The sequence below is a fragment of the uncultured Paracoccus sp. genome (assembly GCF_945915435.1).
GTDB lineage: Bacteria > Pseudomonadota > Alphaproteobacteria > Rhodobacterales > Rhodobacteraceae > Paracoccus.
On the sequence record NZ_CAMEFG010000019.1, the window covers coordinates 28,387 to 41,158 of the forward strand.

The 12,772-nt window shown below is 68.6% G+C and carries 13 protein-coding genes and 1 tRNA gene; 7 read left to right on the forward strand and 7 right to left on the reverse strand.

All coding sequences use genetic code 11. From position 1 onward, the window contains the following. The first annotated feature begins 131 nt into the window (after positions 1-131). From Q0O97_RS08270 to Q0O97_RS08285, 4 genes are all read left to right on the forward strand, one after another. Positions 132-1,850, forward strand: a complete 1,719-nt coding sequence (locus Q0O97_RS08270; RefSeq protein WP_294927338.1) for a glycosyl transferase family 90 — start codon at positions 132-134, stop codon at positions 1,848-1,850. A gap of 28 nt (positions 1,851-1,878) precedes the next feature. Then, a complete protein-coding gene (locus Q0O97_RS08275) occupies positions 1,879-2,358 on the forward strand; it encodes an ureidoglycolate lyase (RefSeq protein ID WP_294927231.1) in 480 nt (159 codons plus the stop codon). Continuing rightward, positions 2,355-2,987, forward strand: a complete 633-nt coding sequence (locus Q0O97_RS08280; protein ID WP_294927234.1) for a ribonuclease HII — start codon at positions 2,355-2,357, stop codon at positions 2,985-2,987. Before Q0O97_RS08275 ends, Q0O97_RS08280 begins: the two co-directional genes overlap by 4 nt. A 90-nt stretch (positions 2,988-3,077) precedes the next feature. Further along, positions 3,078-4,205: a site-specific DNA-methyltransferase gene (locus Q0O97_RS08285; protein WP_294927237.1), complete on the forward strand. Its 1,128-nt coding sequence runs from the start codon at positions 3,078-3,080 to the stop codon at positions 4,203-4,205. Positions 4,206-4,301: 96 nt separating this feature from the next. On the opposite strand, the gene Q0O97_RS08290 is transcribed toward Q0O97_RS08285, so the two are convergent. After that, complete coding sequence (locus tag Q0O97_RS08290) at positions 4,302-5,441, reverse strand: alkane 1-monooxygenase (RefSeq protein ID WP_294927240.1); 1,140 nt, start codon at positions 5,439-5,441, stop codon at positions 4,302-4,304. A gap of 30 nt (positions 5,442-5,471) precedes the next feature. Further along, positions 5,472-6,515, reverse strand: a complete 1,044-nt coding sequence (locus Q0O97_RS08295; RefSeq protein WP_366125247.1) for an A/G-specific adenine glycosylase — start codon at positions 6,513-6,515, stop codon at positions 5,472-5,474. A 123-nt stretch (positions 6,516-6,638) separates the two neighbouring features. On the opposite strand from Q0O97_RS08295, the gene Q0O97_RS08300 reads away from it, so the two are divergent. The 3 genes from Q0O97_RS08300 to Q0O97_RS08310 are packed head-to-tail and all read left to right on the forward strand — an operon-like array spanning position 6,639 to position 8,949. Continuing rightward, on the forward strand, positions 6,639-7,145 hold the full coding sequence (locus Q0O97_RS08300) for a DUF721 domain-containing protein (protein ID WP_294927341.1): 507 nt from the start codon (positions 6,639-6,641) through the stop codon (positions 7,143-7,145). After that, on the forward strand, positions 7,142-7,819 hold the full coding sequence (locus Q0O97_RS08305; protein WP_294927246.1) for a DsbA family protein: 678 nt from the start codon (positions 7,142-7,144) through the stop codon (positions 7,817-7,819). The genes Q0O97_RS08300 and Q0O97_RS08305 overlap by 4 nt, the downstream gene beginning before the upstream one ends. Next, complete coding sequence (locus Q0O97_RS08310) at positions 7,816-8,949, forward strand: CaiB/BaiF CoA-transferase family protein (RefSeq protein ID WP_294927249.1); 1,134 nt, start codon at positions 7,816-7,818, stop codon at positions 8,947-8,949. The genes Q0O97_RS08305 and Q0O97_RS08310 overlap by 4 nt, the downstream gene beginning before the upstream one ends. On the opposite strand, the gene lpxK is transcribed toward Q0O97_RS08310, so the two are convergent. The 5 genes from lpxK to rocF all read right to left on the reverse strand — a co-directional run bounded on the left by lpxK (position 8,946) and on the right by rocF (position 12,748). Beyond that, positions 8,946-9,938, reverse strand: coding sequence for a tetraacyldisaccharide 4'-kinase (gene lpxK, locus Q0O97_RS08315; protein WP_294927252.1), 993 nt, complete (start codon positions 9,936-9,938; stop codon positions 8,946-8,948). The two genes, Q0O97_RS08310 and lpxK, sit on opposite strands and share 4 nt — an antisense overlap. Beyond that, positions 9,935-11,152 (reverse strand): glycosyltransferase N-terminal domain-containing protein, encoded by a 1,218-nt coding sequence (locus Q0O97_RS08320; protein ID WP_294927255.1) that lies wholly within the window; start codon positions 11,150-11,152, stop codon positions 9,935-9,937. Before Q0O97_RS08320 ends, lpxK begins: the two co-directional genes overlap by 4 nt. Positions 11,153-11,156: 4 nt before the next feature. Next, entirely contained in the window at positions 11,157-11,402 is a 246-nt protein-coding gene (locus tag Q0O97_RS08325) for a DUF4170 domain-containing protein (protein WP_294927258.1), read from the reverse strand. Between the two features lie 289 nt (positions 11,403-11,691). Continuing rightward, positions 11,692-11,777, reverse strand: a tRNA-Leu gene (locus Q0O97_RS08330). A 50-nt stretch (positions 11,778-11,827) separates the two neighbouring features. Beyond that, positions 11,828-12,748, reverse strand: a complete 921-nt coding sequence (gene rocF, locus Q0O97_RS08335) for an arginase (protein WP_294927261.1) — start codon at positions 12,746-12,748, stop codon at positions 11,828-11,830. Positions 12,749-12,772 lie beyond the last annotated feature (24 nt).

Sequence of the window (12,772 nt, forward strand, 5' to 3'; positions counted from 1 at the left end):
ACCCATCCCTTGGCGCGTTTCCAACCCTTGGGCAGGAGCCGATCGCAAATGTCCGGCGTCTCAGCATCGCGCAGGCAGTCCGGGACCCGGACCGTCTTGCGGCCTCGCTCGATCCGCCGCGTTCCGGCGTGATGCCGCTTGTCCTGATCAGCCCGCCGCATTGCGGCGAGGCGCGGCTGGCCGGGATGCTGAGGGACAACGGCCTGCCCGTCGCCTGCCATGAAGGCGGTGCGCTGGCCGAGGATATCGTCTTTGCCCAGGCCACCGGCACGGCGCCGCTGACGGGCTGGCGGGACGCCCGGCTGATTGCCGGGCTTTACCGCGATGCGCCGCCCTGGCGTGTGCCGCTGGAGGCATGGCGCTGCTTCGCCTTTCTGGACCGTCACCTGCCCGACGCGCGCTTCGTGCTGGCGCAACGCGACCCGGACGCCTGGCTGCTGGACCGCCTGCTGCATGACGATGGCCGCGCGGCGCGGAGCTATGCGCATCACCATGCCATCCCGGTCGCCGATGTGCCCGAACGCTGGCTGGCGGACTGGGACCGCCATCAGGCCGATGTCCTGAACCACTTCGGCGGCAGCGACCGGTTGCTGCGCCTGGATCTGGGGGCCGAGACGCCGCTGGACGTCTTTCACCGCCTGCGCCAGCACATTCCCCTGAGCCGCGCGCCCGACGGCGGTGGCTGGCACGGCGATCCGGGTCCGAACGCCGCCGCGCGGCTGGACGCGATCCTGGACGGCGATGCGCCCGACCCGCCGCCCGACACCGACCGGGCCGCGCGCGAGATCGCCGATTTCTGCCTGCGCGGCATCCGCCCCGGCAGCGGGTCGGTGGCGGGCGTGTCGCAATATTACGTCGAATGGGACGGGCGGGATGGGTTCGCCGACCGCCACGGCGGCCCCGCCCCCCATGCGCGGGCAGTCCTGCCGGGCAATGCGCGGCCCGTTGTCGCCACCACGCCCCGCGCGCCCTTCAAGCGCACCCGGTGCGAGGGCGTGCTGAACGCCGCCTTGGCGCATGGCCACGCCACCCCCCTGCGCGTGGATATGGAGGATTCGCGCTGGATCGGTTCCCCCCATGCGCCCACGCCCCCGCGGCCCGTGATCTGCCACAACCGGCGCAAGGGCGCGGCGAATGTCGTGCTGTGGCCGCTGCCGGGGCTGCATGATCCGGGCGAGTCGGGGTTTGACGCGACGCTGACCGACCCGATCCCGTTTCAGGACAAGCTGGACCGGGTGTGGTGGCGCGGGATGATCTCGGGTCACCTGGTGACGGGGGCGGAACGGCCCGGCCCACCCTCGTTCCGCTTCCTTGCCGATCTGGACCGGGCCGGAACGGACCCCGCCCTGCGCGAAAAGGCATGGGAGGGGCTGTCGCGCACCTCGCGGCTGGCCTTCGTGCGGGAATATTTCGACCACCCCGATTTCGACCTTGGCGTGGTCATGGCATGGGCCTTTCGCCACCATGCGCGCGACCCGCTGCTGGCGCCTTACTGCAAGCCTCGGGCCGGGCGGGGGCAGATGCTGCGCTATCGTTACCAACTTTACATGGCGGGCTACGACCACGGCTCGAACTTCATCCCGGCGATCAATTCGGGTTCGGTCCTGCTCAAGGAAGAAGACGGGTGGGAGGTGTTCTATTCCGACCGCTTCAAACCGTGGAAACACTATATACCGTTGGAACGGTATTGCGCCGACATCCTGGAAAAGCTGGCCTGGGCGCGTAAAAATCCCAGCAAATGCAATCAGATGTCCGCCGCCGCCCGGTCCGAGGTCGCGCTGCTGTCCGACCCCGCGCTGCGCCGCCGCACGCTTGGGCTGATCCTCGACCAACTGGCGCGCAGGGGCTAGGATCGGCGGCGTCAGGAGAGGAGACCACATGACCACCATCAAGGCACAGCCCATCACCGCCGCCGCCTTCGCCCCCTATGGCGAGGTGCTGGCGCCCCGCGACACGGCCACCAAGATGATCAACGCGGGCCGCTGCGAACGCCATCACGCGCTGGCCACGGTCCAACGGGGCGGGGGCGAGGCGATCATCTCGATCTTCCGGTCCCAGCCGGTCACCCTGCCCTATGACTGCGCGCTGCTGGAACGCCACCCGCTTGGCTCGCAAGCCTTCATCCCGCTGTCGGACCGGCCCTGGCTGTCGGTCGTGGCCCCGGACGAGGGCGGCCGTCCCGGCGCGCCGCTGGCCTTTATCGTCCCCGCCGGCGTGGGCGTGAACCTGCATGCGGGCGTCTGGCACGGCGTGCTGACCCCCTTGGACCACGCCGCCGATTTCCTTGTCGTGGACCGCGAGGGCGATGGCGTGAACCTTGAAGAGGTCGCCATCGACCCGGTCGCCATCACCGCATGAAGACCCTGCCCGACCTGAGTTTCGAGGATGAGGCCCGCGCCACCGGCGCGCGGCTGATCGCCGGCGTCGATGAGGTCGGGCGCGGCCCCCTTGCCGGTCCCGTGATCGCCGCCGCCGTGATCCTGGGCGATTGCCTGCCGCAGGGGCTGAACGATTCCAAGCAGTTGACCGCAGCCCGCCGCGAATCGCTGGCCGGGCAGATCATGGCGGGCTGCATCTGGGCCGTCGGGCGGGCCGAGGTCGATGAGATCGACCGGCTGAACATCTACCACGCCTCGCACCTGGCGATGTGCCGCGCGGTGGCCGGGCTTGGCCAGCGCCCCGACATGGCGCTGATCGACGGCAATGCGGTGCCGCGCGACCTGGGCCTGCCTGCCCTGGCGGTGGTCAAGGGCGATGCGCGGTCGCTGTCGATCGCGGCGGCCTCGATTCTGGCGAAAGTGATGCGCGATCGCATCATGGTGGATTTGGGGCAACAGCATCCGGGATATGGCTGGGACAGGAACGCCGGATATCCGACGAAATCGCACCGCCAGGCGCTGCTGGAATTGGGGATAACCCCACATCATCGGCGCAGCTTCCGCCCCGTCCACAATATCTTGTGTAAAGACATTTCTGCAAGTTCTTGATTCAAAAAAGAAATTGACGGCGAATCGCCGCTGACTCATCATTGCAGCCATACCAGACCGGCGACCAACAGCCGGCGATATGAGGCAGTGATGACGAAAAACCGATCGACCCGGCATTCCGGGCCGCAGGACCTTCCTGTGAACTCCATCCTTGCGGGCGACTGCATTCAGGCGATGAACGGCCTGCCCGAAAACAGCGTGGACCTGATCTTTGCGGACCCGCCCTACAACCTGCAACTGCGCGGCGACCTGCACCGGCCCGACAATTCCAAGGTCGATGCCGTGGACGATCATTGGGACCAGTTCTCGGGCTTTGCCGCCTATGACCGCTTTACCCGCGAGTGGCTGGCGGCGGCGCGGCGCATCCTGAAACCCAACGGCGCGATCTGGGTGATCGGCAGCTATCACAACATCTTCCGCGTGGGCGCGGCGTTGCAGGACGCCGGTTTCTGGATCCTGAACGATGTCGTCTGGCGCAAGTCGAACCCGATGCCGAACTTTCGCGGCAAGCGCCTGACCAATGCGCATGAGACGATGATCTGGGCCAGCAAGTCCGAATCGTCGAAATACACCTTCAATTACGAAGCGCTGAAGTCGCTGAACGAAGGCGTCCAGATGCGTTCCGACTGGGTGCTGCCGATCTGCACCGGCAACGAGCGCCTGAAGGATGCCGAGGGCGCCAAGGCCCATCCGACGCAAAAGCCCGAATCGCTGCTGCACCGGGTGCTGATCGGCTCGACCAATCCCGGCGACGTGGTGCTGGACCCGTTCTTCGGCACCGGCACGACCGGCGCGGTCGCCAAGATGCTGGGCCGCGACTGGATCGGGATCGAGCGCGAGGAAAGCTATCGCGCCATCGCCGAAAAGCGCCTGTCGCGCGTGCGCCGTCTGGACAGCAGCGCGCTGGCCACCACCACCGGCAAGCGCGCCGAGCCGCGCGTCCCCTTCGGCCAGGTGGTCGAGCGCGGAATGCTGCGTCCGGGCGAAGAGCTTTATTCGCTGGACAACCGCCACAAGGTGACGGTGCGCGCCGACGGCAGCCTTGTGTGCAAGGACGTCAAGGGCTCGATCCACCAGGTCGGCGCGGCGCTGCAACAGGCGCCGTCGTGCAACGGCTGGACCTATTGGCATTTCCGGCGCGAGGGGCAGATGGTTCCCATCGACACCCTGCGCCAGCAGATCCGGGCCGAGATGCAGGACGACGCGCGCCCCAACTGACCCCAACCCTTTCGCCGCAGTCCCATCGCGCCGTGAGTTCCGCACGGCCGGGACCGCCTTGCCCCGCCATCTTCGCATGGCGGGGTCTTTTGCCTTTTACAGCGCCCCGCGCGGCATCGGCAGATCGCCCCGGTTATAGGGTTTCCAGTCGGCGATCTCGGGGTAGAACTGCCGCCGCCATGCCCGCACGCGCGGGTTCATCCGCCGCCGCCACAGGGGCGGGATCATCGCGACGAAGGTCATCGCGGGATAGCCGTGGGGCAGTTGCGGGGCCTCGTCCTCGGTATAGGTTTGCAGCAGGGGAAAGCGGCGGTCGGGCTTGTAATGGTGGTCCGAGTGGCGTTGCAGGTTGATCAGCAGCCAGTTCGACGCGGTATGCGAGGCGTTCCAGCTATGGCGCGGCAGGACGTGCTCATAGCGCCCCTCGCCCAGGTGCTTGCGGGTCAGGCCGTAATGCTCGACGTAATTCGTCAGTTCAAGCTGCCAGATCGCGACGAAGGCTTGCCACAGAAACAGCGCCAGCCCCTGCCAGCCGCCAAGCAGAGCCGCCAGCGCCAGCATCCCCAGTTGCAGCGCCGCGTAGCGCCAGAAGGGATTGCGCCGGTCCGTCGCCCGGCGGCCCGAACGGCGCAGCCGCCGCGCCTCGGCCGCCCATGCGCTGCGGGGGCAATCGGCCAGCACACGCGCGAAATAGCGAAAGAACCCCTCGTTATAGCGGGCCGAAACCGCGTCGCGGGGCGTCGCGACCCATGCGTGGTGGACCAGCATATGCTCGGTCCTGAAATGGGAATAAAGCGTCGAGGCCAGCAGCAGGTCGCCCAGCCAGCGTTCGACCCGGTTGCGCTGGTGGATCAGCTCGTGCGCATAGACCATGCCGATGGTGCCTGAGGCGACGCCGATCCCGAAGAAGATCCCCAGCTTTTCCCAACCCCCCAGGTCGGGCGCGCGGGTGACGTGCCAGATCGCGCCAAAGATCAGCGCGGCTTGGACGGGAAACCAGACCAGCGTGATGGCGCGATACCAATGCAGGTTTTCCTCGGGCGTGTCGGGGTCGGGGTTCTCATGGTTCAGGCCAAGGGCAAGGTCCATGAAGCTGACCAGATACCAAGCGTATCCGGGCAGCAGCAGGAACCACCAGCCCCCTTGCGTGATCGCCAGCAGGGCCAGGGGCACCATGCCAAGTGATAGCCAGAAGGGCAGGGCGTCGATCAGGCGGTGGCGAAGCGGGGTCGTCATGGCAACACCTTTTAGGGTTTGGCCGTGCGCTCAGCCGTCGTGGCCCGGTGGCAAGGGGCCTGCCGGAAAGGCCAGCGCCCAGGCCTTGCGCATCAGGCCGGGCAGCGCCTTCGGATCGAATTCGGCAAGGGGTAACAGCCGACCGCGGGCAGGCGCGCGGTCCAGCGATGCCGTGGCTATCCTAAGATCAAGCTGGAAGTGGGTAAAGACGTGACGTACGGTCCCGATGTCGCGCCAATCCGCCGGGGCGGGCGGCGGCAGGTCGCTGCCGTCCCAGCCCGACGACGGAAAGGCCAGCGTCCCGCCAAGCAGGCCCTTGGGCGGGCGCGTCTCGACCAGAACGGCGCTGTTGGTGATGCCGATCCATGCGATGCCGTGGCGCTGCGGCTTGGGCTTCTTCGCCAGCTTGCGCGGCAGTTCGGCGGCGATTCCCTGCGCGCGGGCGTCGCAATCGCCGGTCAGCGGGCAGATCGCGCAGGCCGGATTGCGGGGCGTGCAGATCGTCGCGCCAAGGTCCATCATCGCCTGCGCGAAATCGCCGGGCCTGAGGGCCGGCGTCAGGGTTGCGGCCAGTTCGCGCAGGCGGGGCCGGGCGGCGGGCATGGGCGTTTCGACCGCGAAAAGGCGGGACACGACCCGTTCCACATTGCCGTCCACCACGGTTTCGGGCGCGTCATGGGCGATCGCCGCGATCGCGGCCGAGGTATAGGGACCGATCCCCGGCAGCGCCGCCAGCCCCTCGCGCGTCGTGGGAAAGCCGCCGCGCGCGGCAACCTCGCGCGCGCAGGCCAGCAGGTTGCGCGCCCGTGCGTAATAGCCAAGCCCCGCCCATTCGGCCATGACCTGCGCGTCATCCGCCGCCGCCAGATCCTGGACGCGGGGCCAAAGCGTGGTGAAACGCCGGAAGTAATCCTTGACGGCGGCCACGGTGGTTTGTTGCAGCATCACCTCGGACAGCCAGACGCGATAGGGATCGGCGCGCCCCTGTCCCGGCGGCACCCGCCAGGGCAGCACGCGGGCGTGGCGGTCGTACCAGTCCAGCAGGCGGGGGGCTATCACTGTTCTTTCACGCAAATTTTCAGCCTGTCTCTCTGGCAAACGGACGCGGGCCGGTCCAGACTGCGCGGGAACATAACGACGTGACGCAAGATGGCCCATAGCAAAACGGCCCGAAACCTCGGTCCCACCCGCCGCCGCATGCGCGGGTTCGAGCCTGCGGCGGTGCTTGCCGCCAAGCCGATCCGCGCGGCCAGCGAATCGCGCGGCTTTGCCGTGGCGCGGTTGCTGACCCATTGGGCCGAGGTGGTCGGTCCCGATCTGGCGCGCCGCACCCGTCCGGTCCGCATCGCGCATGGGCGCGGCTTCGGCGCGACACTGACCCTGCTGGTCGAGGGCGCCCACGCCCCCCTGATCGAGATGGAGCTGCCCCGCATCCGCGACAAGGTGAATGCCTGCTACGGCTTCAACGCCATCGCGCGCATCACGCTGACCCAGACCGCGCCCACCGGCTTTGCCGAGGGGCAGGCCCGTTTTGATGGCGCGCCGCCCAAACCGCGCGCCCCCGCACCCTCGCCCGGCCAGCTTGCCGATGCCGAACGCATCGCGCAGGGCTTCGACGATCCCGCGCTGGCGCAGGCGATGCGGCAATTCGCACTCAATACCCTGTCCCGCCGGGACGACAACGACCGAAAGGCAATTTCATGACGCTTCACCGTTCCTTCCTCGCGACCGCTGCGGCGGCGGCCCTTGCGGCGCTGACGCTTTCCCCGGCCATCGCGCAGGACGCCGCCCCGGAAGCCGAAGCGGCGCAGGATCAGGCCGAGGCCCCCGAGGGCCGCGTGCTGGACGACATCGCATTGGGCGAGGAAAGCGCGCCGGTGACCTTCATCGAATATGCCAGCTTTACCTGCAACCACTGTGCCAATTTCCACACCAGCACCTTCGGCGAGCTCAAGTCGGAATATATCGACACCGGCAAGGTCCGCTTCATCCAGCGCGATGTCTATTTCGATGCCGTCGGGCTGTGGGCGGGCGTGCTGGCGCGCTGCGGCGGCGACGATGACCGCTATTACGCCGTGTCGGACCTGCTGTTCACCGAACAATCGGCCTGGCTTTCGGGCAATTCGGGCGATGAGATCGCGGGCAACCTGCGCCGCATGGGCGCGCGCACCGGGCTGACCGGCGAACAGATGGACGCCTGCTGGAACGACCAGCAACTGGTGTCCGACCTGGTCACCACCTTCCAGCACCACGCCGGTGCGGATCAGATCGAGGGCACGCCGACCTTCATCATCAACGGCGAAAAGGTCAGCAACCAGCCCTGGAACAGCCTCAAGGAAATCATCGACGCCAAGCTGACCGAGGCCGAGGCCGAATGATGCAGCCTCTGGCCGGGTTGAAGGTGGTGGAACTGGCGCGGATCCTGGCCGGTCCCTGGGCCGGCCAGATCCTGGCCGACCTGGGGGCCGAGGTGGTCAAGGTCGAATCGCCCGAGGGCGACGACACCCGCCGCTGGGGTCCGCCCTTCATCCGGCGCGAGGGCGATGAGAGCGCGGCCTATTTCCACGCGACCAATCGCGGCAAGAAATCGGTGACTGCCGATTTCCGCACGCCCGAGGGGCAGGAAAAGGTCCGCGAACTGGTCCGGGACGCCGATATCGTGCTGGAAAACTTCAAGGTCGGCGGGCTGGCGAAATACGGGCTGGACCATGCCTCGCTGGCCAAGGTGAACCCGCGGCTGGTCTATTGCTCGATCACCGGCTTCGGGCAGGACGGGCCTTATGCGCATCGCGCGGGCTACGACTATATCATCCAGGGCATGTCCGGGCTGATGAGCGTGACCGGCGAGCCCGACGGCCAGCCGCAAAAGGTCGGCGTGGCGGTGGTCGATGTCCTTACCGGCATCTATGCGGTCGTGGGCATCCTTGCCGCGCTGCACCAGCGCGCCACGACCGGGCGCGGGCAGCATGTCGACATGGCGCTGTTCGACGTGGCCACGGCGATCATGGCCAATCAGGCGATGAACTACCTGGCGACGGGCAATGCGCCCTCGCGGCTTGGCAATGCCCATCCCAACCTGGTGCCCTATGCGGTCTTCGATTGCGCCGACGGTTGGGTCATCATCGCGACGGGCAACGACGCGCAATATCGCAGGCTGTGCGTGACGCTTGGCCTGCCTGCGCTGGCCGATGCGCCCGATTACGCGACCAATGCCGACCGCATCGCCAACCGGCAGGCCCTGACCACCGCGCTGTCCGCCGTCACCCGCACGTGGAAGCGCGACGAGTTGCTGGCCCGGCTGGAGGAACAGGGCGTGCCCGCCGGTCCGATCAACGACATGGCCGATGTCTTCGCCGATCCCCAGATCGTCGCGCGCGGCATGAAGATCACGCCCGAGGGCATTCCCGGCACCCGCACCCCGATCCGCTTTTCGGATGCGGAACTGTCGCTGGACCGCGCCTCGCCCAAATTGGGGCAGGACGATGCAGGGCGGGATAGGCCGGCCTAAAGCCCAAGCGCATCCAGCCGCGCCACCAGCGGCGCGTCACCGTCCAGTTCCAGCCGGACGGGCAGGGTCATCACCTTGGGGCGAAAGCTGCGGGGCAGGCGCACCGCGTCCTTTTCGGTGGTGACAAGCTGCGCGCCAAGCAGCCGCGCCTCGGTCTCCAGCCGGGTCAGCAGGGCGGGGGTGAAGGGCTGGTGATCCTCCAACGGTTCGGCGCGCAGGATATGCGCGCCAAGCCCGGCAAGGGTGTCGAAGAACTTGCGGGGATGGCCGATCCCCGCAAAGGCCAGCACCCGCGCGCCCTGCCAGTCCATCCCCATCTGCAAGGGCCGCAGCGCGCCGCGCAGATGCGGCAGGCCGCCGATCCGGTCGCCCCAACCTGCGCGGAAACGGTCCTGCGCGAGGCCGTCGCCGATCGACAGCAGCAGGTCGGCGCGGGCCAGCCCGGTGGCGACGGGTTCGCGCAGGGGACCGGCGGGCAGGCAATGCCCGTTGCCGAATCCGCGCGCGGCATCGACCACCACCAGCGACAGGTCATGGGCCAGCGCGGGGTCCTGGAAACCGTCGTCCAGCAGGATCGCCTGCGCCCCGTCCTGAACCGCCGCGCGTGCGCCCCGCGCCCGGTCGTCGCAGACCCAGACGGGACCGAAGGCCGACAGCAGCAGCGGCTCGTCCCCCACCTGCCGGGCGGCGTGCTTGCGTTCATCCACCCGCAGAGGCCCCTTTTCGCTGCCGCCATACCCGCGCGAGACGACATGCGCCGCAACCCCCCGCGCCGCCAGCGCCTGCATCAGCATGATGACCGTCGGCGTCTTGCCCGTGCCGCCCGCGTTGATGTTGCCCGCGCAGATCACGGGCACACCGACGCGGGTGCGCGGCCCGCGCGCCAGCCGCCGCGCCGTCGCACCCGCGTAGAGGGCGGCCAGCGGCGACAGCAGCCGCGCGGCCATGCCGGGCGGGCGGAACCAGAAGGCGGGGGCCTGTCGCATCATTGTCTTGCTCCGATCGCGCCGGTGACGGTGGCGGCGATGCGGCGCACCACAGCCGCCCCGCCGGTGCTGACGTTCCAGGCGTTTTGCGCCAGCGTCGCGGCGGGAACGGGCAGGGACAGGTCGCAGGCGGCCTGTTGCAGTTCCTCGGCATCGGCGATTCGCCGGGCGGCCTGCGCGCCGTCCAGTTGCGTCCATTCGCCGGCATGGGGGCCGGGCAGCGGGCCGTGGATGATGGCCGATCCAAGGGCCGCAGGCTCGAACGGGTGGCGGGGGGGCAGGCCCTCGCCCTCGATCAGGGTGCCGCCCATGAAGCAGACGGGCGCGAGGCGATACCACAGGCCCATCTCGTCATCCTCGGGCGCGATCAGCACCTGCACGTCGGGACCGGGATCCTCGTCGTCCGAGCGCAGGACGGTTGCCATCCCCATCTCTTCGGCCCCTTGCAGCAGATCGGGCACCGCGGCGGGCGGCAGGCCCGCCACGATCAGCAGGGCGCGGTGGTTGTAATGCAGCGCGGCCTGGTGGGCCTTTAGCACGGCCAGGGCTTCGGGCCGGGTGGGCGTGGCGGCCAGCCAGATGTGGCGGTCGCGCAAAAGCTGGGCCATCGCCTGCCGCTCGGCCTCGTTCCCGCCCAGGGGGGGGCGGGTCTCGGTCACGGGGCCGGTCACCTCGATCGCCGTGCCGCGCCCGCCAAGGGAACGGGCGCGGGCGGCGGCATCCTTGTCGGGTATCAGGATATGGTCGATCCGCACCAGCAGGCCCCGGCTGAGCGTGCCCTGCCACAGCCCCCGCGCCCGGCCCTGCAAGCGCGATTCGGCAAGGATCACGGGCACTTGCGCCACTGACGCCGCAGCGATCATTGCGGCGGGCAGGTCCTCGCCCAGGATCAGCAGGGCCGAGGGCGACAGCCCCGCCATCGCCTGCGCGGCCTGCGCCCGGTCGTCGAAGGGCGCCACGCGGATCGTGCCCGGCGGGTCGTCCGCACCCGCCCGTCCGCCCGTCACCAGCAGCCGCAGGCCGGGGCGCAGGCTGCGCATGGCGGCGGCGACCTGCGCGAAGGCGGGCGGATCGTCCTGGCCGGGGGGCAGGTGGACGATGACCAGCGGGCCGCCGCCTTCGGGCGCGGCGACGGGCACGGGCGCGGCATCCGCGGCCTTGCGGCGCAGATGCAGCCACAGCGCCAGATTGCCGACTCCGCCCGCAAGCCCTGCCATGCTGTCAGGCCGTCAGGGCTACGGTCTGGCTGGATTCGCGTTCCTCGTCGCGCAGGCGGTGCAGGTGGGCGATGAAATAGCGCGTATGGGCGTTGTCCACGGTGCGCTGCGCCTCGGCCTTCCATGCGGCATGGGCCGAGGCATAGTCGGGAAAGATTCCCACGACATGGATCTGGTCGGTGTCCTTGAACTCGGTTCGGGAAGGGTCGACCAGCTCGCCGCCGAAAACCAGGTGCAGTCGTTGTGTCATGTCCGCTCTCCTACCAGCAGGGTCAATGATCGGGATGGGCGCAAGTTATCGAAGGGCTGCAGGGCCGCAAGCCCAAATGCTGAAAAGCGGCGAAACCGGGCGGTGCCTGCAAAAAGGGCTGGCAATCGAACTCTACCTGTGGTTGATCTTGTGCAAGGGATTGTCGCGCGGGGTTGTGGTGGCGCGCGCGATCAGGTGGGTTCCGGCATCTCGACAGCCAGCCGGAACCCCGCCCTTTTTCAGGCCCCGCCCTTTTTCAGGCCTGACCCTTTTCGGCAATGCGATAGTCTGGTGCGGGCGGCGGGACTTGAACCCGCACGGGCTTGCGCCCCAGGGAGTTTAAGTCCCATGCGTCTACCATTCCGCCACGCCCGCGACGGTCCGGGATGGGTAGCGCGCCTTCGCCGCCCGCGCAAGATCGCCCGTCAGAAGCTGCGGGTGGGCCGATCAAAGACCTTGCGGCCCATCAGGCTGCCGACCAGAACGACCATCAGCCGGGCGGTGCGGCCGCGTTCATCCAGGAACGGGTTCAGTTCGACCAGATCCAGCGACGTGACAAGGCCGCTTTCGTGCAGCAGTTCCATCATCAGATGCGCCTCGCGGAAGGTGGCGCCGCCGGGGACGGTCGTGCCGACGGCGGGCGCGATGGCGGGGTCCAGGAAATCCACGTCCAGGCTGACATGCAGCAACCCGTTTTCCGCGCGCACCCGGTCCAGAAAGGCGCAGAGCGGGGCGGCAATGCCGTGTTCGTCCAGCACGCGCATGTCGTTGACGGTGATGTCGGTCCGGCGCAGCGCGGCGTTTTCGGCGGGATCGACGCTGCGGATGCCGAACATGCAGATATTCGCGCCGGGCACGGGCCGGGGCAGGGGCGGCAGCGGCTCGAAACCGGGAAGGCCCGCGGCATAGGCCATCGGCGTGCCGTGCAGGTTGCCCGAACTGGTTGTCGCGAAGCTGTGGAAATCGCTATGCGCGTCCAGCCAGATCACGAATTGGGGGCGGTCCACGCGGCGGGCATGTTCGGCCACGCCGCGAACCGTGCCAAGCGACAGCGCATGATCGCCCCCCAGGAATATCGGCATCCCCTGCGGCATGGCGGCAAAGGCGGCGGCGGACAGCGCCTCGGTCCAGGCGACGATCTGGGGCAGGTGGTGGACGGCGGGGTTTGGATGGGTCTGATCGCCCGCCGGACCGGGGGCGACGTCGCCCAGATCCTGCACACTGTGGCCCAGATCCGCCAGCACCTGTGCCAGCCCCGCCACGCGATAGGCCATCGGTCCCATCACGCAGCCGGGGCGGCGCTGGCCCTCATCGACCGGCGCGCCGATCAGAATGCAATGCGTCATGACTCATCCCCGTTGTTGCAGGGC